The following is a 20,540-nucleotide window of genomic DNA, read 5'->3' on the forward strand; positions in this document are numbered from 1 at the left end:
CAGAATTTTATTTAACTACTTTTTTATATTTAAGAAAGCCTTTTTCTATATTAACTTCTATACTCCCAGTTTCAGTTAAATACTCAATATAGGATCTTAACATTCTTTCAATGAAGGCATATCTATAGATACTATTAACTTTAATGTTAAAATCTTTAATAACCGCCTTTAAAATGTCTTCCATTGTCATTGATCCTTCAATAAGACTGTATATTTTTGCTGCACGACGTTTATAAAAATCAATGTTATCTGTAATCAGTTTATCTATTTCCTGATCATCATACATTCCCTTATGAGCCACAATATATTTGCTGCATTTTAAATCATAAAGCTTTGCTTTACTCTTTAAATCTTCTCTCAAAATATAGGCATAGGGCATTTTGGCCCCTGCCATAACTTCGTAACTAATAAGTGCATCCCCTACATATGCAACATCATCCGGGGTAACAATACAGATATGGCCGGGACTATGTCCAGGTGTATGAAGAATCTTAAATTTTATTCCGCTGATATAAATCCGATCCTGGTCATTCGGAATCATAATATCGGTCTCACAAACCATATGTCCATAATGTTTGATTACTTCGGATAAGTTTTGACTGCTGTAATACACCTTAAGATTTACTGCCGAACTGCAGATAAGCGCTTCATAAGATGGCATCGCGATAATACAGTTATATTTTTCCTTAAAATAACTGTTGTTTCCGATATGGTCTATATGGGCATGTGTGCCGATAATTCCCACAACCCGAAAGTTATTTTTTCCGAGAAGCTCTTCTATTCCTTCTCTTTCCCCTTTTTCCCAACCCGAATCCAGCAATATAATCTCATGCTCATTGATTTTGTAAAACGGGATATAGGTCATACCGGTATCGATACAAAAGGTCTTTCCCTTAACTCCTTTAATCTCCATAGTCCTTCCTCTCATTTCTAACCCATTTTTATTTTCTATATGAGTTATTATATAATTTTGATTCTAGCATATTATTTCCTTCCATTAAACTACTAACGGAATTAAAGAATTTTATAACAAAATAAGCCGCGAGAACCTCCCTCGTCCCGCGGCTTAAAAATCGTTTTCAAATTTTATTTTAATTCCTCTATTAGGGCTTTAAAACCTGGCAAAGAGTTTTTAATCGTTTCATAAGATACACAGTAGGCAATTCGAATATACCCCGGACAGAAAAACGAAGTACCGGGTACAACAAGAATATTTTTTTCCTTAGCCAATCTGCAAAATTCAATATCGTCTTCAATTGGCGACTTTACAAACATGTAAAAAGCCCCTTCGGGTTTGATGCATTCATAACCATAGGATAGAAGCGAATGATAAAGAAGTTCACGGTTTTTGTTATAAGCCTCAAGATTAACTTTAGCATCCAGGCATTTTGCAACAACGCGTTGAAAAAGCGACGGAGCATTGACAAAACCTAAAATACGGGTGGCAATATTAGCTGCCGCAATAACATTTTCACTATCAGTTACCTCATCAGGTATAACAAGATAACCTATTCTCTCGCCCGGTAACGAGAGAGATTTGCTAAAGGAGTATCCAATAATCGTGTTTGCATAGAACTTAGTGACATAAGGAACTTCAACCCGGTCATAGGCCAACTCCCGATAAGGTTCATCAGAGATAAGATAAATATCGGTTCCAAATTCCTTTTGTTTCTCTCTTAAAATATCTGCGAGCTTGATTAAAGTCTCGTTAGAATATACAACTCCTGTAGGATTATTCGGAGAATTGATAATTACTGCTTTTGTTTGAGCGTTGATCTTCGTTTTAAATTCTTCAAGATTTGGCTGGAAAGTAGCCGTATTGGCAGATACGACGACTAATTCACCATCGTAGTTTTTGACATAGCTTTTATATTCACCAAAAAATGGTGCAAAGGTGATGACCTCATCTCGCGGATTCAGCAGCGTTTTAAAGATGACGTTTAAACCGCCGCCTGCTCCAACCGTCATAATAATGTTATTTTGGTTAAAAGCTGTGCCGAATTTATGGTTAATAGATGCGGCAATGGATGCTCTTACATCCTCATATCCGGAATTATTCATATAACCGTGAATGCTTATTGCATTTTCATGGTTAACGATCTCTAAAATAGCCTCTTTTACTTCTTGAGGAGGCTCAACACTGGGGTTTCCAAGGCTGAAATCAAATACATTTTCAACTCCGTAAATAGCTGAAAGTCTTTTTCCTTCCTCGAACATGGCTCGAATAATCGAGCTGTTTTTGACATGCTCCTGCATTTTTTCCGATATCATGACGTTTAACCTTCCTTCCGTACTACTCAAATGTGAAACGTTTTGCTTAATAAATCGTGTACTACTACACTACCGTAATTTTAACCCAGTGGCAAGTAGAAAACAGTATTTTACTCAAAAAGCTTATTGCCTCCAAATATACATAAGTATACGATTAACGGTTACCTAACCCTGAATTCATAATATGAATCATTTGCCTTTCCCGATCCATCCATGACAAAATAGCGTTCCCAAAACTGAACCTGATTTTGCCGATCGATCAATAGGATTGTCGATGAACGCGTACCATAATCCGGACTCACGATATATAAAGGGGAAAGCATACGTTCTCTTTCTATACTAATTCCTGTATGGGGAAGTTCAGAATCATTAAAAATTTCCTGATCCGCTAAAATCTCGAACAAGCTCTCAATACGAATATTCGGCTCCTGAAGACAGCCTGCCAAAGCCATTACCCCTTTTCTAACCTTTGGCCATCCGACATCAAGCAAGTTATTGCTCAGACCATGGACACCTTTTTCAACTCGATGGATCAACCGCTCCCGGTTAGAGTAGTAATAAATTGATTCTGCTGTGCCAGCCAATAGGTTGAACCCATTATACTCTCTGTCTTTTTGATGCAGACCATGTAAAAAATCTTCTGCAGAGCGATCCCCTGTCAAATAATTACGGACTAAATGTCCTCGAGAAGGAGCATTAGGCCGCTCGTAAAGAGGGTCACGATAATTCGTCAGAGCAGCAAATCGACCCGTAGTCGTTACCCCCATCCATGTTCCCCCCTGTTCGAGATCTTTTCCAGCTAAAACTGAGGGATAATCCGGCCAGAAGTTTGCGGATAAGGTTGGGCGCTTATAAAACTCATCTCGGTTGGCTGCGACAATGAGCTTGTAGCGCGGATGATCATCATACGCCAAAAGAATCAAACACATCTTTAATGTTACCTCCTTGCCGGTATGATTCCTTTGCCCATAATCTTATTCCAGTAAGTTTCTATAGATCGTATAATCTTCTAAGCTAAAAACATTAAACAAAACTCTTTCTATTTTTTCGCCATGGATATCTAAGAAGTCACATACCGTTTTCACCGCAATTTCAGCTGCTTTCTGCGGAGGAAAATGAAACGCCCCTGTCGATATACAGCAGAAGGCTATCGTTTTAACATTGTGCGCCGCCGCTAACTCTAAACACGACCGATAGCAATCTGCAAGCTGTTGAAATTGGTTAGCAGTCACGCTTCCTGTGATAATCGGGCCAACGGTATGCAAAACATATTTGCAAGGAAGATTGTATGCGCTTGTTATTTTAGCTTTACCTGTTTCCTCCGGATGCCCCTGCCTCCTTATGATTTCATCGCATTCCAGGCGCAGCTGGATCCCTGCCGCTGAATGGATAGCATTATCAATACAAAAATGCCCTGGTACAAAGCACCCGAGAAGTTGATCATTGGCCGCATTAACAATCGCGTCAACATTTAGCGTGCAAATATCTCCTTGCCAGAGGTAAAGTTTATCCGCATGGCAAATCGTAGAATTAGGGTAATCTTCAAGAACCGTTTTCAGCTTTGTTCCATCTACAATTCCTTTTTCCCTTGTTTCTTCAGAAAGAAGTTTATCTTGAATTTCAAGAAATTCCTCGCTGATTGGCCGAGCAGGTCTAACATTCATTAAAGACCTCAATAGACTTCTCTTTTCTGCATAAGCCGTTGGAATTTCAAAATTTGCATAGCGCCTATCTTCTGCTAGCAGCCTTTTAATTAGAAAGTCTAAAGCATTCTCTTGAGTCATATTGCTTTTATTCATAACATTTCCTCCGCATTGCAGCTACCCAAAAGGGTTATCACTAAATTCAGCGGTAACCCTAGTTTTTCTTTACAACTCTTTATAAATACTTCTGAGCAAAGCGATTTCCTGAGCATAGCCTGTTAGGTCATTCGGCGTTTCAAGAAAGAAAGGCAGATCTCTTAATTTAGGATGATTGATAATCCGCGTGATCGCTTCCAAACCCAGAGAACCTTCACCAATCTTAGCATGGCGGTCTTTATGACTCCCCCTCGGATTCATACTATCATTAAGATGGATTGCATAAAGCCTGTCCAATCCAATAACTTGATCAAAATGATCCAGCACCCCATCAAGATCGTTCAAAATATCATAACCGCCATCATAAATATGACAGGTATCTAAGCAAACGCCCACCTTATCCGATAAAATAACACCATCAAGAATCTGCTTAAGCTGTTCAAACGAAGAACCAACTTCCGTTCCTTTCCCCGCCATAGCCTCTAATAAAACTGTCGTCGTTTGTTCCGGTTTTAAAAGCGCATTCAGCAAAGATGTAATCTGCTCTATCCCTTTCTCTACCCCTTGCCCGACATGGCTTCCGGGATGGAAGTTGTAAAGATTATGGGGTAAATACTCCATCCGTACTAAATCATCAGCCATTACTTGGGTTGCAAACTCACGTGTCCTTTCATCTGCAGAGCAGGCATTTAGCGTATATGGCGCATGGGCTAAAAGCGTTGCAAATTTATTTTCACTAACAAGCTTAAGCAAATCCTCCGCATCCTTTGGATCAATTTCCTTAGCTTTGCTTCCTCGGGGATTACGGGTAAAAAACTGAAACGTGTTAGCCTTTATTTTTAATGCATCCTTTCCCATTGCATGAAAACCTTTCGCAACGGATAAATGGCAGCCAATCTTTAACATGGTTAATTTCCTTCCTTCTTAAGGTCCTTGATTTTAATCCAATGAAATAGATCAATCTTCCCGACTTTTTGAGCAGTTCTTTCTAATCGTTCACTTAGGAAAGTAGAACTAAGGATTAAAACTCCCCCTGCTATTTGAATAAGGCTCATATTCTCACCCAAGAATATCGCTGCAAAAATAACTGCCGAAATAGGATCAATATAACTTAAAACAGCGATCGTCTGACCTTTTAATTCTTTAACCGCTGAAAAATACAAATAGTAAGCAATTCCGGTATGAAAGATTCCAAGAATCAAAATCATAAGACCCGAATAAAGGGTTAAGCTCGAAAAATTAATATTATCTTTTATCAAGATATAGGGAAAAAGGATTAAAGAAGCAACCAATAATTGAATGATGGTCGTCTCTTGATCAGGTAGATTCTTAATAAATTTATTCATCAAAATAACACCGGCATATAAGATTGCTGCGGATAAACCGTAGAGTATCCCAATAACCTGATTATATACCCCTCCGACATTTCCATCAGGATTAACAATTAAAAATAAGCCAATCATCGCCGTAAGGATACACCCAACTTTAATGTAAGTCAGTTTTTCCTTAAGCACAAAAGGGGCCAAAGCCATAACAAAAATCGGAGCAAAATAGTAACTTAATGTTGCAATGGCAATCGTCGTATATCTATAGGCCTGGAATAGAAAAATCCAGTTCAGGCCTATTGCTGTGCCTGATAAAATAAGCAATTTACCGTTTTCTTTTATAGATGTGAAAGAAGGCCTTTGTTTTGCCCAAAAACCAACACCTATCAAAAATGAACACCCAATGACACCTCGAAGAAATGCAATCTCGCTCGAAGATAAATTGATGTGTTTCACAAAAACCCCTATGCTTCCAAAGATAAGCATAGCTGTTACGAGCTTGAATTTACCTTTCACCGTGTTCTCCCCTTGCAGTAACTTCTATTTTCCGATTTATAATTATTCTCATTATCTTCATTGTTAATATTCAACCTTATTTTGCAAAATTCCTCCCGCACTAGTTATTACCTATAAAAAAACAGCTTTAAAAGCTGTTTCATTTTGACTTAAACTCAGTTATTACTCACACTCTAATTTTAGGGGACAGGAACATTTACCCTTATCGCAAACGAGATTTTTTGAACCGCATTTTTTGCATACTCTTCCGTTTTCTTCAAAGGTTGATTCAATAATCTCCCCGCAGGCAAGACATTTAAGCTGACAAACATTACGCGTATAATTCCCGCCGCCCACAGAGATCGGCCGGTCCTTAATCAGTGCCGTAACAACTTTCTTTCTTGCTTCATCAATAATATTTTGAAAGGTCTGACGGGATACCTGCATTCTTTCAGCACATTCTTCCTGATTTAGGCCTTCGATATCCTTTAATCTCATTGCTTCCAACTCTTCGACTTTTAGCTGAATTTCGTCAACATCATTGAGTTTACTGCAATTCCCCTTCGGACATGGAGCGAAGAATTTATTCTCAGGAACATATTCAACTTTTCTCCATTTAATCGGTCTGGGCATTATTACCCTCCTTATATCTCATTGAATAATACCAAGAACATTACTATTAAATATTATCATGACAATTTCTGTTGTCAATTAATGATTAGTGTCTTAATCATTAATTGACAACAAAATTAGCATTTTAGACTTCTTAGGCCAAACTCATGCTAACTCCTTAAAGTATAAGCTTGAGTTGAATTTAGATTTATTCGTTAGATAAGACTTTATACTGGGACACTCTCATTAAAATTTCAATTGGTTTTTTTAAAGCTTCTATATTTTTATCTCCATTTTGGAGTGTTTCGGAAATGCATGTATTTGCATAATGCTGAGCGGCAACGGATGTTGTTTTCGCGACAGCGGAACGGATTGCTTCAAGCTGAAAAATAATTTCATCGTAAGGTCTGTCTTCAATCAGCATTTTTTCAACTGCGTTAACATGGCCTTTGATGCAATGTATTCTGTTTATGATTTGTTTATTTTCAGCTGATATCATTTTATCCATTTAATTTAACCATTCTCCTATCACGCATTTATAAATGGCGTATGCTATATACTGAAAGAGTAACCCCTTTATTGGCATATGTCAATAACATTTTGCTTGTTTCTTTAAATTTTTTTATAACTCTATTCAAAATTTCTATATCTCTTTATTTAAAAACAAAAGATTGACCTATTAATAGTCAATCTTTTGAGATGATTGTTCGATATTTAATTTTTATTGGCTGCAACTCAATTGTAATTTAATGATGATCATGATGTTCCTGACAGATTGAACCTGTACTCACCAGCGTACCTTCAGCATAATTTTGAGCGGCATCGATCGTTTTTCCAGAAGCTCCTGTAATTACTTCGAGCCCAGCGCGTTTAAGGTTTTCAATCATTCCCCCGCCAATCCCGCCGCAGACTAATAGTTCTATGCCGTTTTCTTTAAATAACGAAGTAAGTCCTGCATGCTGATGTTCAAGCCCTATTGAGCTTAGAATTTCAACTTTTCGAGCGGTTTTATTTTCAATTTCGAATACTGTATAGGCTTGTGCTCTTCCGAAATGAGCATCAATAAGATCTCCGTTGCTTGGGATTGCAATTTTTTTGGCCATAATTTGTACCCTCCTCAAATGTGTAAATAAAATTTTGATTTATATTGGCATATGCTAATTAAATTATAATCCGTTTTAAGGTAATGTCAACTTAATGTCTAAAGTTCATAAACATTTTTTGTTTTACTGAATACTATAACCAGGGTGGTAAAATGGCGTATTCTATTAACGTTTCCTTAAGCAGCAGACAGCTCCATTTATTGCAAGATGGTCGAGTTATTCGATCCTACCCGGTTGGAATCGGAAAAATTGCTACCGCAACACCTTCTGGTACATTCAGGATTATAAATAAAGCGCCGAACCCCGGCGGGCCATTTGGAGCGATGTGGATGGGACTCAATAAACCCCATTATGGAATTCATGGTACAAATAATCCTCAATCAATCGGTCATTATGTATCCAAAGGCTGCATAAGAATGTATAACCACGATGTTTTGGAACTTTCGCGAATTGTGCCCATTGGAACCACAGTAACTATTCGGCCTTAAGCCTTTGTCAGGACGAATAATTAAACAAAAAGTCGGTTGTCCTTCTTTTAAAAGGCAACCGACTTTATTTCATCTCCGATTTTAATGTCTTATATGGTACGGAACGCTGGCAACAACAACATTTTTTCTTAATAATAGGGCCGTCTTAAGCATAAGCCCGGTTTGATTATGCAAAAAGTACTGCCACCGTTTACGTGTAACAAACTCTGGAACTAAAACTGTGATTAGCTCTCTTGGCGCAGTGAGTTTTTCCTGTTCATCAATATAATTAATAATCGGATCTAAAATAGATCGGTAAGGCGATGCCAATATAACCAAAGGAATATCCGGCTCATATTCCTCCCATTTCTTTTTTAATCTTTCGGCCTTTTCCTCATCTACACCCGCATGCACTGCTACGATATCTGGAGACAAGGTCTTAGCATAGTCTACCGTTTGAGCAACAACGCGAGTTAAGCTAGCGATAGGGATAATAATCTTTTGCCGAGTCGGCTCTTCAATAGTTTCACCATGAAAAGCCAGTTCTTTAGCAATATTTATATAGTGTTCATGGATCTTTTTAAAAAAGATGACCAAGATAGGAATTAACGCGATAACAATCCAAGCTCCGCTTATAAACTTCGTAACCGCAATAACAATCAGGACTATACCTGTAACGACCATGCCAACCCCATTAATTAACGCATGCCAATACCATCCAGAGTGTTTTTGACTGATCCAACGCTTAACCATACCGCTTTGAGACAATGTAAACGATAAGAATACTCCGACAGCATAGAGCGGAATCAAGGCATGAACCTCACCTTTAAAGAGGATAATTAATAAAGAAGCAATTGCTGCTAAAGTAATAATCCCATTAGAATAGACCAAACGATCTCCGCGCATCGCCAACTGTCGAGGCAGGAAGCCGTCTTTACCAAGCACGGATGCCAGCATCGGGAAACCTGCAAAGCTTGTATTCGCTGCCAGAAATAAAATCATCGCCGTACTGATTTGGATAAAATAGTAGAAAATATTACGTCCAAAAACCGTTGCTGCTATCTGGGAAATGACTGTTTCTGTAGTACTTGGCAGGATATGATAGATATTCGCTAAAAACGTAATACCCCCAAATAGAATCACGATAATGCTAGCCATAATGATCAAAGTGATGGCAGCATTTCTTGACTCGGGCTTCTTAAAGGCTGGAACACCATTGCTTATGGCTTCTACCCCGGTTAAAGCAGTACATCCTGCAGAAAATGCCTTTAAGATCAAGAAAACAGTTACTCCTGACGATATGCTTGCTGCTGGCATTGGAGGAGCTGGAGGTTGACCATACATTGTTAGTTTGAAAATTCCTGTTCCTAATAAAAGAATGATGCTGAATATGAAAAGATAAGTGGGCAAGGCAAAAATTGTTGCAGATTCTGTAATTCCTCTTAAATTAAGTAAAGTTAAAATCCAGATAAAAAACAAGGCTATAAAAACCTTATGGTCGTGAAGAGCCGGGAAAGCTGAGGTAATTGCCGCAACCCCTGCAGCCACACTTACTGCAACGGTTAAAATATAATCAATGATTAAAGCGGCACCAGCGACCAACCCGGGATTCGTTCCTAAGTTTTCCTTGGCTACAATATAAGCCCCGCCGCCTGAAGGGTAGGCATAAATCGTTTGCCGATAGGAAAGAACCAGAATCGCCAAGAGGCCTAAAATAGCGGCGGCTATTGGAAGGGAATACGGCAAGGCAACAGCACCTGCTAAAACAAGGACTAAAAGAATTTCTTCTGTTGCATAAGCAACGGAAGATAAAGCATCTGAGGAAAACACGGCTAATGCTTTTTTCTTGCTGAGCCGCTCATTTATCAATTGATTCGTGTTCTTAGGTTTACCAATCAGTAACCGTTTAAAGTACTTAAACATTAAAGCCACCTCTTATAGTATAAAAATATTACTAGAATAGCCTTTTGGAAAAGAGAAAAACCCCATAAAGGGGTTTGCACAAAAGTTAATAGTAAACCATAGGGTATGGTTTACATTTCCCCCCTTCAACGCTTACGAGGTTAGCTGTCGGATTCGGGTTGAAAGGAATAACCCGTCACTTAACGTGATTCACCCCAACCAAGCTTTATCTGCCTGGATATCTGGTTCCCCCGCTTCAAAGAACTCAGCGTTTATCTTATACAACTGTACCCATAATAATCGTTTACCATAGAATTGTATAGAGTCTAATTAAATTAAAGTTTCGACTTATTTCGCTAATGTCAATAAGATTCGCAAAGAAGTTTCTTAAATGTAGAAATGCTCAATATTTTTCCAGAAAATAAACGAATCCTCCACCTAGAGTCGTCGAATTATACCATAATGCCAAATCAATTTTCTTAACTCTTCCATAATCCAATATAGTTAGGAAAGCACTTTGACCTTCCTCTATATATTCCAGCGAAATGATAGTGACCCAATGCCATCGGTCCAAATTTTTTACTTTACCGTTATTTAAATTAAGAAACGCAACTGGAACGTCTTTTGACAGTCCTTTTTCAATAAACTTCAATATTTCCTGAAATTGAGAACGCTGAGATGGGGCCTCGGGCACTTCGTAAACATAATATTCAAGATTGCGTCCTTGCGCTTTGGCAAAATTAACCATAGGTTCAAAGAACATTTTTGTCGTATGCACACCTCGAACGGATGGAGTAACATACCCCCACATTTTTTCCATTAAAGATATCCAGCCTTCTTTAGTGTTCAATTGTTCCGCAGATTCAAGAATATCCTTGGAATGGCTCAAATAATAGAAAATATTTGTTGCGGCAGTAGGACCACACCCAGAAAGACGCTGCCATTTTTTAGAGTACCATTCTTGATCGCCGCCAAAATATGTCTCTTGTGACTCTTTATCATAGATTTTTAATAAATTCAGATTTTTAATGGACGTTGTTGTCATACCTCACACCTCAGTAATCTATCACTACTCTTATTCTCTTTCTATTACCTACATATAACCATTTTTCTATCGATTTTAATCTTTATACTCTTTAAGAATTTGCTGTGCTCTCTTCAATACAGGCTCATCCAGCATTTTACCTTTCCATAATACTGCCCCGACTCCTTCAGATTGAGCTTTTTGATAAACTTCAACAATTTCTTCAGCCTCTTCAATCTCTGCTGCCAAAGGACTAAAAACAGTTTGTACGATTTCGATTTGACCTGGATGAATAATCAACTTTCCTTTAAAGCCTAGAGCTTTTGCCTTTAAACTATCTTGTTTTAACCCTTCATCATCCTTTACGCTCGGATATACTGTATCAATCGGTCCGGGAAGTTTTGACTGTGCTGAAGCCGCAACCAAACGGTTTCTAGCATAGGTTAAGGCCTCTGAATTTCGATCATAAGGGATTCCTAAATCCAAAGAATAATCAAGCGCCCCAAAAACAAGTCGTTTAACACGAATGGAAGCCTGGGCAATTGATTCTGCATTAGCAATCCCTGCAGCAGTTTCAATCAGTGGAAAAAGTCCAATCCTTTGCTCGTCTTCAGTCAGCCTGTCGGATTCAAGCTGATCAATCACCCAGGATGCTTTTAAAATATCAGAAACAGACTCCGCCTTTGGCAGCATAATTCCAAAAGGCCGCTCTGGAATAACCATCAACAAATCTTTTAGGGCCCAAGGTGTTGAAAGCGCATTTATGCGAACTATAACCTGACGATTCTGATGAGTTCTCACTGCGGCTGCTACATTTAAACGAGCTTGTTCCTTTTCTGAAGGGGCAACCGCATCTTCTAAATCGAGAATGACAACGTCTGCAGCGGATTCTAATGCTTTTTCATTCTTTTTCCGATCACTGCCAGGCGAAAACATAAATACCCGTGTCTTCACGATAATTGCCCTCCTTTATAAATCTTGCCACCTTAGATAGAATTTATAATAATCTATTATTTACTCTACGCTCATTGAATACAAGTAGGTTATTCTATATTACAAAAATTATTTATACAAAACCATAAAAATAGGAGCTGTCGCAAAACCTATGGTCTTGTAGTTTCGGGTCTTTTGCAATAGTCCATAATTTTTGTGCGCACGAAAAAGGAGCTGTTTTGCAACAGCCCCTTCGTTTTAGCAAACAATTTTATAGGTTTTCTATTTATTTATGAGCAAGCTCATAGGCGACGTCGATAATCCAATCCTCTTGTCCGCCTACAGCTTTTCTCCGGCCTAATTCCATTAAAATATCTCTTGCATCTACGCCAAACCGTGCAGCGGCGCGCTGAGCATGCAGCATGAAGCTTGAATATACGCCAGCGTAGCCAATCATCAAACTATTGCTGTTCGTTTTAAGCTTTAGTCCTTTTCCCTCAACAATGGGTTTAAGGACATCCTCACTGGCATCCATCGCCTTATATAAATTGCCATCATGCTCATAGCCCATCTTATCAAAGGTTGCTATCAGCATTTCTGTCGGAGTATTTCCCGCACCCGCTCCGAGCCCTGAAAGACAGCCATCAATATAAGTCGCGCCTGCTTCAATTGCGGTAAGGCTATTGGATACGGCAAGGCCTAAGTTATTATGAGCATGATGTCCGATCGGGACCTTTAAGTTTTTCTTTAAGGATCCGATTTTAGCCGCAACATCCTTGGGCAGCATGGCTCCGCCTGAATCTGTAACATAAACTACATCCGCTCCGTAACTTTCCATCTTGAGCGCTTCTTCGGTTACCCTCTCGACGCTTGCCATATGGGACATCATCAAAAATCCCACAGTAAACAATCCCATATCTTTCGCAGCTTTGATATGTTGCTCTGAAATATCCGCCTCAGTTACATGAGTGGCTACTCTTACCGCTTTAGCTCCGCATTTGCGAACCATTTCTAAATCTTCTACAGTTCCAATGCCAGGAATCAATAAAACCGTTAGTTTGGACTTTGTTAGAACGGATGAAGCTGCACTGATTAAATCAAAATCACTGTACTTTGAAAAACCATAATTAATGGTCGAACCTGTAAGTCCATCCCCGTGCCCTATTTCAATGAGATTGACTCCTGCGTTCTCTAAAGCCGCGGCCACTTTCATGACATCATCGGGATTAAATTGATGGGAAACGGTATGGCTTCCATCTCTTAACGTTGTATCTGTTAGAAAAATCTTAGACATGTGCCATACCTCCTAACATCTTCTTCGCTTTCGTTTCAGCTATCTTTATCGCAGCGGCGTTAATAATATCCAGGTTACCTGAGTAGACCGGCAGATAATCTCCCAATCCTTGAACCTGAACTACCGTTGTTACAATATTATCTTGAATAATTGGATCTAACAGGAGTTTAAAGCCCGGTACATAGCCTTTAATTGTTTCGACCATTTTATTGACAGCCTCTGTAATGACATGGGTATCGGGATTTTTCACCTTAGTATATATTGTATTTCTCATGAAAATAGGCGGTTCGGCGGGATTTAGAATAATAATAACCTTAGCCGAATCAGCCCCGCCAACATCTTCAAGAGCTCGTTTTGTGGTTACCGTAAACTCATCAATATTTGCTCTCGTCCCAGGTCCTGCACTTTTGCTGCTAATCGAAGAGATTACTTCTGCATACTCGACATCAGCTGCTGCGTTAATTGCAGCCACAATCGGTGTTGTTGCCTGTCCGGCACAAGTGACCAGGTTAACATTATCCAGGTCAAGCATATCCTCGCTTAAATTAACAGCCGGTACGCAATAAGGGCCTACGGCAGCAGGCGTTAAATCGATCGCAAACTTGCCGCTCTCTTTCAACAATGGGGCATGGGTCAAATGAGCTGATGCGCTTGTACAATCAAACACGATTTGTATATCTTCTTTTTTTAAGATAGCGCTGATTCCTTCAATTGAAGTTGGAACGCCTAACTTATTCGCGTAATTAATTCCGTCAGACTGAAAAATATTGACGATTAACTCTGGCTGTAAATATTCGCTTCTTAAAACTTTATGCAATAGATCCAGTCCAATATTTCCCGGACCAATAATGCCTACCTTCACTTTTTCCAATATATCTCCTCCTCAGGGAATGAGTGCACAATATATCTAAGCACTGCACATTATTCGAAATCCACCTTAATCTCGCCTAAATCGCTGAATACTGCCTTAATGTGATCTCCAGCCTCTACTGGCGGAGCAGCAGATAAAGCGCCGGAAAGCACGACTTCCCCTTTTCCAAGAACTACGCCGTATTCGTACAAGGTATTCGCCAACCAGGCAACAGAATATGCAGGATCTCCTAGAACATCCTCTCCTTTGCCTCCGTTTATCTTCTCGCCATTCTTGAAAAGCTCCATCGATACTGCTTTTAAATCAATCTTCTTGGGATCTACTCTCTTACCGCTTAATACATATAGACCTGAAGAAGCATTGTCTGCAACCGTATCGATAATATTGATCTTCCAATCGGCCACTCGACTGTCAACGATCTCAATTGCAGCGACGACATAATCTGTGGCCGCGATGACATCCTCGGCTGTTGCATGGGGTCCTTTCACAGCCTCTTTCAAGATAAAGGCGATTTCAGCCTCGACTTTAGGCGCAACCAGCTTTTTTCTTGCGGCAATATTATTTTTAACTTCCATGCTATCGAGTAAATGCCCAAAGTCCGGTTGATTAACATTTAACATATTTTGCATTGCTAAAGAGGTTAAGCCGATCTTTTTGCCCGTAATTGTTTTTCCTTCGGCTAATTCCTTTTTAATATTCAGCAATTGAATGCTATAGGCATCTCTAATTGCCAATTCAGGATTTGTGACGGAAATGGGCTTAATACCAATACATGTTTTCTCCGCTTCCTTTAGGGCTGAAGCGAGTTCGTTATAAATTAACTCTCTATTCTCTGACATGTTATCCCCCACCTTATATTGATATGGAAAAGCCCAATATAGTTTGTCATTGCAAAACTGCGTTCTAATGATCTAGTTAAATATGAGGGCACTTATTGTGCCCCCAAATCTTTATTATTTTTCGTCTAAAAAGTTATTAACAAGCTGAGCGAATTGGTTTGCCTTTTCTATCTGTGTCCAATGTCCGCAGTGTCCAAAAATATGAAGTTGTGCATTATCAATCAAATTGATCAATTTATAAGAGTTTTCAATCGGGATCACTTGATCTTCCCTGCCGTGCACGATTAATGTAGGCTGCTTTATCGTCGGAATTTTATCTTCTAAACTTGCCATAGCTTTAACTGAGGTTTGCCTTGGTTCAGGAAACATTGCTGAGAAAGATTCTTGGAAGCCAGGCTCTATACTTGCTTCATATCTCATCTTCGCTAAGTCATCTGTAGCAATCGCCTTGTTATCGACAAATAGATTGAGCATATTTCTCATGTTTTCTACAGAAGGCTGATACCCCCAAACTGAATCTAATCCTTTGGTAATTAGGAAATCCACACCCATAGCTCCCATTAAGACAACTTTCCTAATCCGCTCCGGGTGTTGAATGGCTAAAGCAATGGCAAGCGCTCCTCCGAAAGAATTTCCGACGACATCTGTCTGATCAATACCGAGAGCATCCAATAAATCAAGGGCTTGCTTAGCCCATACATCCATGTTATATTGATCCCCTTCTTGCCGCTCCGTGTATCCAAAGCCGGCCATATCCGGCGCGATGACTCTTCTATTCGGGGCTAACTGTGGAATAATAAGTCTCCAGTTTGCCCATGCCGAAACTCCAGGGCCTGACCCATGAATTAAAAGAACAGGAAAGCCCTCGCCCTGATCATGATAATTGGTTATAAAGTTCCCCGTTTTAATGCTTTTTGAGATTTCCGGTTTAGTATTTGACATTTAAAATCCTCCCTTAATATATAAATTTCTAGAATACACAAAGTTAAATATGAAAACATTCGCAATTTGTTTAGCATAGTCGAATTATGTTCTCGTATATCTTTGCAAAAAATGGGCAAATACAATTGCCCTTAACCTCGATAGCCAATTTTCTGAGATATTTCCATTGTCGCCTTTTTTAAGAGAACCTTTGTCAACTCTATCTTTTCATCAGTCATTCTTATTGACGGGCCTGAAACACTGATTGCATAATTGGCTTTTCCCGCATAATCAAAGATTGGAGCGGCAACACAAGTTAAACCGATATCTTTTTCTTCAAAATCAAAAGCAAAACCGCTTTCTTTGACCTTTTCCAGTTCTTTCAAGAGTTTTTGCTTTTCAGTAATTGTTGTCGGGGTAAACCCTTCCCATTTTTCAGGAAGAATTTGATTCAACTTTTTTTCATCTAAATATGCCAACATAGCCTTACCCACACCTGTACAGTATGCTGGATTTCTTGCACCTCGGGCAGATGAAATCCTCATCGATTGCGTAGATTCCACTTTATCAATATAGATCACTTCAAGATCATCCAAGCGTCCTAAGTGAACTGTTTCTTCCACTTGATTGCATAGATAAACGATAAATGGTCTTGCAATACCAATGATGTCAATGGAACTGGCAACTAAGTCTCCTAACCTCATTAAATATATGCCCAGTCTGTACCGTTGAGTATCCTCGTCTTGATCAATCAGTCCATGATATTTAAGGGTATTAATTAAGCCGTGAACCGTACTTTTATTCAGTCCTAGTTCATCCGCTATTTCTGTCAGCTTTAATTCCGGTCTTTTTTCCGTAAAACATTTTAAGATTTGAACGACCCGATCCACTGATTGAACTCTTCCTGTCTTATCCATAATATACCTCTTTGTTTTAGTTAAATCATAAGCCAGGATTTTATAAAAGTAAAGAGTCTGCGCCCAGTTATTTTGGTATTGCTGAACTATATTTATCTATATGATACACTTTGAACTTAAATTACTTTTTTCTCAACCTTAATGTCAAGTAAACTTGTGATCTATGTCTGAGTGAAAGCGAAAGGACTGAGTCAATCGCGTGTTCTCAATTCCTTTTCGCTTCGCGGTTTTACAGTTTATCCAATTAAATACACGGAATAGTTCACTTGTATCAGGTTACGACATTGAGGAAACGCTCATTCAGAGCTCTTGTATAGTAGAAAACGCCTTTTCCAACATGATCAAAATCCCAGACTCTCAGCGGCATGTCGGGGAAATGAGCATAGCCCCCAGCATATACTTCATTTCTATTTCCTGATGGATCAAAGAAATATATCGTTTGTCCGCGCGTAACGCCATGTCTCATCGGACCGGCATCTAATGCGATATCATGAATCGAAATCAAGTCTGCAGCATGCCCAATTTCCGTCCAAGATTCAAGTTTAAACCCAATGTGATGCAGCTTGCCAGGTTGCTCATGCTCTAGCAAGGCAATATCGTGCGCCTTATTGTTGCACGTTAACCATGTCGCCAAATCCGATTCTCCGTCTGGTCCTTTAACAACTTCTACCTTACTCATTCCGACGACTTCAGTTAAATATTGAGCAGCCAGCTTCGTATTCGGTCCATAAAGCAAGGCATGGTCAAAATTTAAAACCCCCATGCCATGAGGTTCTTTTTGCCAGATATCAGGATTTTTGACTCCGGGATGATCTTCAGCTATCGCAACTTCAGCATATAAGTCCAGGCGATGCCCGGTGGGCAAGCTCACTGCTAGGCGACGACCAAATCCAGGCTGATCGCTGTTGGCGGGGATACTCTCATATTTTAGGCCAAATTCTTTTGTCTTTTGTTCAAGCTCAGTTAAAAACGCATCATTTTCAACTTTTAATCCTATCAGATCCATACCCGCTTCATGGGCTTGCCTTAAGACTATAGAGTGATGATCAAATTCATCATAGGCCTTTAGGAGCACTCTGCCATCACTTGTACGACATACTTCATCCAAACCTAGTCTTTCTGTGTAATGAATGACCGCCTTTTCCAAGTCTAATACCCGAATTTGTACCAACCCCGCGCGCAACGTACCTCTGATTGTCATCGCTTTTCCTCCTTAAATATTCAATAATATATTGTTAAGAATTAGTACGCCCCTTCTCTCTTACAGCAATTTATTGCTTATTTTGGATAGCTGTACTAATTTTAACATTCCCCTTAGGCCTAACACGGCAGGCTAATACTATTCCATCATTTTCTTCATTTAGAGTGACATGGGTACGACTCATTTTTTCTTTCTCAACTTCTCCTTCAATGATTTTTACTTTGCATATTCCACATCCGCCGCCGCGGCATCCTATTGGAAACATGGCTACCCCTGCACGTTCCATTCCGGCAAGCAATGTCTCTGCCTCTTTGCAAATAAAGGATTTTTCTGAGTCTACTTGCTCCACTCTATGCATATAGTTTTAAGCCCTCCTAACTATCCTTTTTTTAAATTAACAGCATTAGCATTCTGCATTTCTATCCTTAATTCATTATAAAAATGTGATTCAATTGAGATAGTTAACATGTTCATTATTATCGAACTCAGTTTTCTTTTATGATCACATAATATCATGTAATTATTGATTAGTAAATATTTTATTTTTAATTTTCTGAAATATTTTTCTAATCAGTTAATTATTGAGCTGTACAATCTGATCCGCTTTCCAAAAACATGGATTCATGCATAACGCAACTAAATTTACGCGAAAAACCGCCACATTTTAGTGACGGTTTTTAGTATCCTTATTAATCTTTTTCAATTAAATCCATGACGTCTCGTCGCATACTCAGTGGAACTTCTTTGGTAGGCTTGCCCACACGAAAGAGCATTTGAATGGTCCCTCCATTTGAAGCATAGTCGTGGTGGATACCGTTGTACAGCTGTTTCATTTCCGGATATTCCTCTAGCACCTGGCTCAGTGGCTGCATTGCTAACCCCAAGCTATGAGCGTTCAAAATCAATCTGCTATAGAGCATCCCGCTTCTGACCTGACTGGAGCGACTGTTATCCTTGGTTATAATCATGGCATAGGCAGGTGTGTTATCCGCAGAAATTTGTGTAGACTTAATAAAGAGATCAGATGCACTTTTCCCGCTGTTCATCGAAGGGAAAAGCGTCAATAACCCCTGCAGAACATGCTGCATAACTCCGGAAGTTCCCTGCCCTTCGACAGAAAAACCGTAACGGTATTTATTTTTCTGATATTCATTAGGTCTGAAGATGACTTCCGATTCCTTCATGACACGACCAACACCCGCTTCAACAATTGCCCCATTGATAACATAGTTTCTTAATTTATCTTTATCGTTTTGGTCCTGATAAATTTTTATCGTCATATCTTTCTCCGTATTAATCATTTCTAAAGCATTAATTTGCTCAGCCGTTAACGGAGTCGCCTGGTATTCAGTCCTATTCGTGTCCGGCAAAAACATGTAATTGTAAAGCGCGTTGATTTTGGTTTTTTTAGTTTCCGCCAGTGTAACTTTTGCCACAGGTTTTGTTTTCATGCTCTCCACAAGATTTTGTTCATCATAATTACCTTCAGGGAATAATTCCACCGTTGTTCCATACCCTAATTGATCGCCGGCTGTCACTGCATATTCCAGAAAGGCACCTTGAGTAACCATCATTTGTCGTGACTCTGGATCGACCTCTTTTGTTAAGCGCTCACTGTCAGCATATAAGTAGAACACCTTAGCATCCTTCTTATCCAGCCGAATTTTCCAGGGCTGCATGTTATGCCCGTTTGCAGCTAAGAGACCGTGAGCTGCTAGACGAATTCTTGGATCATCAAATTTTTGGGAATAATCTTTTTGCCAGGGTTCCCCATACTTTGGCGTCACAAAAATTCCGCTTATCATTAATAGCGACGCAAAAGCTAAAATTAAAATAACACCAATACCGGAAAGGATACTAGCCATCGTTCTTCTCACCGCTTTCTTATTCATCACAAATTCCCCCCGTTTTCACTTTGTATAGACCGGATGATGAGCTGAAAAGCTGCTGACACTAATTCTTCCGATGTTACCCTATGAAAGTTCCGAATATATTTTTCTTTCTTCTTAGCCGTACTGAACACCCCGACAATGCAGGACCATAAAACAAGAGCTGTTTTTACAACATTTAAATCACTGCGAAACGTACCCTCAGCAATTCCAATTTGCAGTGTCCGAGTCAAATGTTCGAATATCTCCTCTCCTAAGGCATAACACTCTTCTCGTGCTTCATCAGGGACTCCATTTTGAAAATCCAGTTCACCGTTTTCATACTCCATAATCGCTGTAAAATATTCGGGATAATCACCATTAAACCTATACAGCGTTGCAACCATTTGTTTCATCTTCTCAATTGCATTGCCTGCCTGTTCCGTGTGCAAAGCATCTTTCAACATTTCTATTAACAGCTTATAGCCTCTAATCATGATTTCGAAATAGATTTGCTCTTTACTGTTAAAATAGACATATATCGTTCTCTTGCTAAACTCAGCCTCTTTAGCCACATCATCCATTGTGGCTAAATCATAACCCTTTGTAAAAAAGACTCTTTCGGCCGCATCAATGATATCCCTCCTTCGTATTTCTTTTTCCTTTTCTTTACGCTCGTTTGTTCCCAAAAAACGCAC

General features: G+C 39.3%; 22 protein-coding genes and 1 riboswitch. Of the genes, 1 reads left to right on the plus strand and 21 read right to left on the minus strand.

Going from position 1 to position 20,540, the window contains the following annotated elements; all coding sequences use genetic code 11:
• Positions 1-7: 7 nt before the first annotated feature.
• From ACHOLT_RS16480 to ACHOLT_RS16520, 9 genes are all read right to left on the minus strand, one after another.
• Positions 8-913 carry an MBL fold metallo-hydrolase gene (locus tag ACHOLT_RS16480; protein WP_425802804.1) on the minus strand — a complete coding sequence of 302 codons (906 nt, stop codon included), beginning with the start codon at positions 911-913 and terminating at the stop codon, positions 8-10.
• A 173-nt stretch (positions 914-1,086) separates the two neighbouring features.
• Positions 1,087-2,271 (minus strand): pyridoxal phosphate-dependent aminotransferase, encoded by a 1,185-nt coding sequence (locus ACHOLT_RS16485; RefSeq protein ID WP_425802806.1) that lies wholly within the window; start codon positions 2,269-2,271, stop codon positions 1,087-1,089.
• Between the two features lie 161 nt (positions 2,272-2,432).
• Positions 2,433-3,200 (minus strand): NRDE family protein, encoded by a 768-nt coding sequence (locus ACHOLT_RS16490; RefSeq protein WP_425802809.1) that lies wholly within the window; start codon positions 3,198-3,200, stop codon positions 2,433-2,435.
• A gap of 45 nt (positions 3,201-3,245) precedes the next feature.
• Positions 3,246-4,070, minus strand: coding sequence for a protein-ADP-ribose hydrolase (locus ACHOLT_RS16495; RefSeq protein ID WP_425802812.1), 825 nt, complete (start codon positions 4,068-4,070; stop codon positions 3,246-3,248).
• A gap of 69 nt (positions 4,071-4,139) precedes the next feature.
• Complete coding sequence (locus tag ACHOLT_RS16500; RefSeq protein ID WP_425802815.1) at positions 4,140-4,976, minus strand: deoxyribonuclease IV; 837 nt, start codon at positions 4,974-4,976, stop codon at positions 4,140-4,142.
• A gap of 2 nt (positions 4,977-4,978) precedes the next feature.
• On the minus strand, positions 4,979-5,911 hold the full coding sequence (locus tag ACHOLT_RS16505; RefSeq protein ID WP_425802817.1) for a DMT family transporter: 933 nt from the start codon (positions 5,909-5,911) through the stop codon (positions 4,979-4,981).
• A gap of 162 nt (positions 5,912-6,073) precedes the next feature.
• Entirely contained in the window at positions 6,074-6,523 is a 450-nt protein-coding gene (locus ACHOLT_RS16510) for a DUF134 domain-containing protein (protein ID WP_425802819.1), read from the minus strand.
• A gap of 187 nt (positions 6,524-6,710) precedes the next feature.
• A complete protein-coding gene (locus ACHOLT_RS16515; protein ID WP_425802822.1) occupies positions 6,711-7,010 on the minus strand; it encodes a metal-sensing transcriptional repressor in 300 nt (99 codons plus the stop codon).
• Positions 7,011-7,248: 238 nt separating this feature from the next.
• Complete coding sequence (locus ACHOLT_RS16520) at positions 7,249-7,605, minus strand: NifB/NifX family molybdenum-iron cluster-binding protein (RefSeq protein WP_425802824.1); 357 nt, start codon at positions 7,603-7,605, stop codon at positions 7,249-7,251.
• Positions 7,606-7,757: 152 nt separating this feature from the next.
• On the opposite strand from ACHOLT_RS16520, the gene ACHOLT_RS16525 reads away from it, so the two are divergent.
• Positions 7,758-8,093, plus strand: coding sequence for a L,D-transpeptidase (locus ACHOLT_RS16525; RefSeq protein ID WP_425802826.1), 336 nt, complete (start codon positions 7,758-7,760; stop codon positions 8,091-8,093).
• An 81-nt stretch (positions 8,094-8,174) separates the two neighbouring features.
• Here ACHOLT_RS16525 and ACHOLT_RS16530 read toward each other — a convergent pair whose 3' ends face one another.
• The 12 genes from ACHOLT_RS16530 to ACHOLT_RS16585 all read right to left on the minus strand — a co-directional run bounded on the left by ACHOLT_RS16530 (position 8,175) and on the right by ACHOLT_RS16585 (position 20,531).
• Positions 8,175-9,995 carry an APC family permease gene (locus ACHOLT_RS16530; protein ID WP_425802829.1) on the minus strand — a complete coding sequence of 607 codons (1,821 nt, stop codon included), beginning with the start codon at positions 9,993-9,995 and terminating at the stop codon, positions 8,175-8,177.
• A 114-nt stretch (positions 9,996-10,109) separates the two neighbouring features.
• Positions 10,110-10,255, minus strand: a riboswitch (cyclic di-AMP (ydaO/yuaA leader).
• A 122-nt stretch (positions 10,256-10,377) separates the two neighbouring features.
• Positions 10,378-11,019 (minus strand): hypothetical protein, encoded by a 642-nt coding sequence (locus tag ACHOLT_RS16535; protein ID WP_425802831.1) that lies wholly within the window; start codon positions 11,017-11,019, stop codon positions 10,378-10,380.
• A 75-nt stretch (positions 11,020-11,094) separates the two neighbouring features.
• On the minus strand, positions 11,095-11,952 hold the full coding sequence (locus ACHOLT_RS16540; RefSeq protein WP_425802833.1) for an HpcH/HpaI aldolase/citrate lyase family protein: 858 nt from the start codon (positions 11,950-11,952) through the stop codon (positions 11,095-11,097).
• A 265-nt stretch (positions 11,953-12,217) separates the two neighbouring features.
• Complete coding sequence (gene dmpG / locus ACHOLT_RS16545; protein ID WP_425802835.1) at positions 12,218-13,225, minus strand: 4-hydroxy-2-oxovalerate aldolase; 1,008 nt, start codon at positions 13,223-13,225, stop codon at positions 12,218-12,220.
• Positions 13,218-14,096 carry an acetaldehyde dehydrogenase (acetylating) gene (locus tag ACHOLT_RS16550; protein ID WP_425802837.1) on the minus strand — a complete coding sequence of 293 codons (879 nt, stop codon included), beginning with the start codon at positions 14,094-14,096 and terminating at the stop codon, positions 13,218-13,220. The genes dmpG and ACHOLT_RS16550 overlap by 8 nt, the downstream gene beginning before the upstream one ends.
• A gap of 50 nt (positions 14,097-14,146) precedes the next feature.
• Entirely contained in the window at positions 14,147-14,935 is a 789-nt protein-coding gene (locus ACHOLT_RS16555) for a 2-keto-4-pentenoate hydratase (protein ID WP_425802839.1), read from the minus strand.
• 114 nt (positions 14,936-15,049) lie between these two features.
• A complete protein-coding gene (locus tag ACHOLT_RS16560) occupies positions 15,050-15,877 on the minus strand; it encodes an alpha/beta fold hydrolase (protein ID WP_425802840.1) in 828 nt (275 codons plus the stop codon).
• Positions 15,878-16,008: 131 nt separating this feature from the next.
• Positions 16,009-16,773 (minus strand): IclR family transcriptional regulator, encoded by a 765-nt coding sequence (locus ACHOLT_RS16565; protein ID WP_425802841.1) that lies wholly within the window; start codon positions 16,771-16,773, stop codon positions 16,009-16,011.
• Positions 16,774-17,044: 271 nt separating this feature from the next.
• Positions 17,045-17,974, minus strand: a complete 930-nt coding sequence (locus ACHOLT_RS16570; protein ID WP_425802842.1) for a catechol 2,3-dioxygenase — start codon at positions 17,972-17,974, stop codon at positions 17,045-17,047.
• Positions 17,975-18,044: 70 nt separating this feature from the next.
• Positions 18,045-18,332, minus strand: a complete 288-nt coding sequence (locus tag ACHOLT_RS16575; RefSeq protein WP_425802844.1) for a 2Fe-2S iron-sulfur cluster-binding protein — start codon at positions 18,330-18,332, stop codon at positions 18,045-18,047.
• 331 nt (positions 18,333-18,663) lie between these two features.
• Positions 18,664-19,866, minus strand: coding sequence for an Acg family FMN-binding oxidoreductase (locus tag ACHOLT_RS16580; protein WP_425802846.1), 1,203 nt, complete (start codon positions 19,864-19,866; stop codon positions 18,664-18,666).
• Positions 19,866-20,531, minus strand: coding sequence for a TetR/AcrR family transcriptional regulator (locus ACHOLT_RS16585; RefSeq protein WP_425802848.1), 666 nt, complete (start codon positions 20,529-20,531; stop codon positions 19,866-19,868). Before ACHOLT_RS16585 ends, ACHOLT_RS16580 begins: the two co-directional genes overlap by 1 nt.
• Positions 20,532-20,540 lie beyond the last annotated feature (9 nt).

The sequence above is a fragment of the Desulfitobacterium nosdiversum genome (genome assembly GCF_049860565.1).
Taxonomy (GTDB): Bacteria; Bacillota; Desulfitobacteriia; order Desulfitobacteriales; family Desulfitobacteriaceae; genus Desulfitobacterium_A; species Desulfitobacterium_A nosdiversum.

Excerpts from the sequence above, each read along its gene's own strand:
- ACHOLT_RS16515 (WP_425802822.1), bottom strand. The coding sequence starts at position 7,010 with ATGGATAAAATGATATCAGCTGAAAATAAACAAATCATAAACAGAATA.
- ACHOLT_RS16575 (WP_425802844.1), bottom strand. The coding sequence starts at position 18,332 with ATGCATAGAGTGGAGCAAGTAGACTCAGAAAAATCCTTTATTTGCAAA.
- ACHOLT_RS16490 (WP_425802809.1), bottom strand. The coding sequence starts at position 3,200 with ATGTGTTTGATTCTTTTGGCGTATGATGATCATCCGCGCTACAAGCTC.
- ACHOLT_RS16560 (WP_425802840.1), bottom strand. The coding sequence starts at position 15,877 with ATGTCAAATACTAAACCGGAAATCTCAAAAAGCATTAAAACGGGGAAC.
- ACHOLT_RS16510 (WP_425802819.1), bottom strand. The coding sequence starts at position 6,523 with ATGCCCAGACCGATTAAATGGAGAAAAGTTGAATATGTTCCTGAGAAT.
- ACHOLT_RS16555 (WP_425802839.1), bottom strand. The coding sequence starts at position 14,935 with ATGTCAGAGAATAGAGAGTTAATTTATAACGAACTCGCTTCAGCCCTA.
- ACHOLT_RS16535 (WP_425802831.1), bottom strand. The coding sequence starts at position 11,019 with ATGACAACAACGTCCATTAAAAATCTGAATTTATTAAAAATCTATGAT.
- ACHOLT_RS16500 (WP_425802815.1), bottom strand. The coding sequence starts at position 4,976 with ATGTTAAAGATTGGCTGCCATTTATCCGTTGCGAAAGGTTTTCATGCA.
- ACHOLT_RS16525 (WP_425802826.1), top strand. The coding sequence starts at position 7,758 with ATGGCGTATTCTATTAACGTTTCCTTAAGCAGCAGACAGCTCCATTTA.
- ACHOLT_RS16495 (WP_425802812.1), bottom strand. The coding sequence starts at position 4,070 with ATGAATAAAAGCAATATGACTCAAGAGAATGCTTTAGACTTTCTAATT.
- ACHOLT_RS16480 (WP_425802804.1), bottom strand. The coding sequence starts at position 913 with ATGGAGATTAAAGGAGTTAAGGGAAAGACCTTTTGTATCGATACCGGT.
- ACHOLT_RS16485 (WP_425802806.1), bottom strand. The coding sequence starts at position 2,271 with ATGATATCGGAAAAAATGCAGGAGCATGTCAAAAACAGCTCGATTATT.
- ACHOLT_RS16570 (WP_425802842.1), bottom strand. The coding sequence starts at position 17,974 with ATGACAATCAGAGGTACGTTGCGCGCGGGGTTGGTACAAATTCGGGTA.
- ACHOLT_RS16565 (WP_425802841.1), bottom strand. The coding sequence starts at position 16,773 with ATGGATAAGACAGGAAGAGTTCAATCAGTGGATCGGGTCGTTCAAATC.
- ACHOLT_RS16580 (WP_425802846.1), bottom strand. The coding sequence starts at position 19,866 with ATGAATAAGAAAGCGGTGAGAAGAACGATGGCTAGTATCCTTTCCGGT.
- ACHOLT_RS16530 (WP_425802829.1), bottom strand. The coding sequence starts at position 9,995 with ATGTTTAAGTACTTTAAACGGTTACTGATTGGTAAACCTAAGAACACG.
- dmpG (WP_425802835.1), bottom strand. The coding sequence starts at position 13,225 with ATGTCTAAGATTTTTCTAACAGATACAACGTTAAGAGATGGAAGCCAT.
- ACHOLT_RS16520 (WP_425802824.1), bottom strand. The coding sequence starts at position 7,605 with ATGGCCAAAAAAATTGCAATCCCAAGCAACGGAGATCTTATTGATGCT.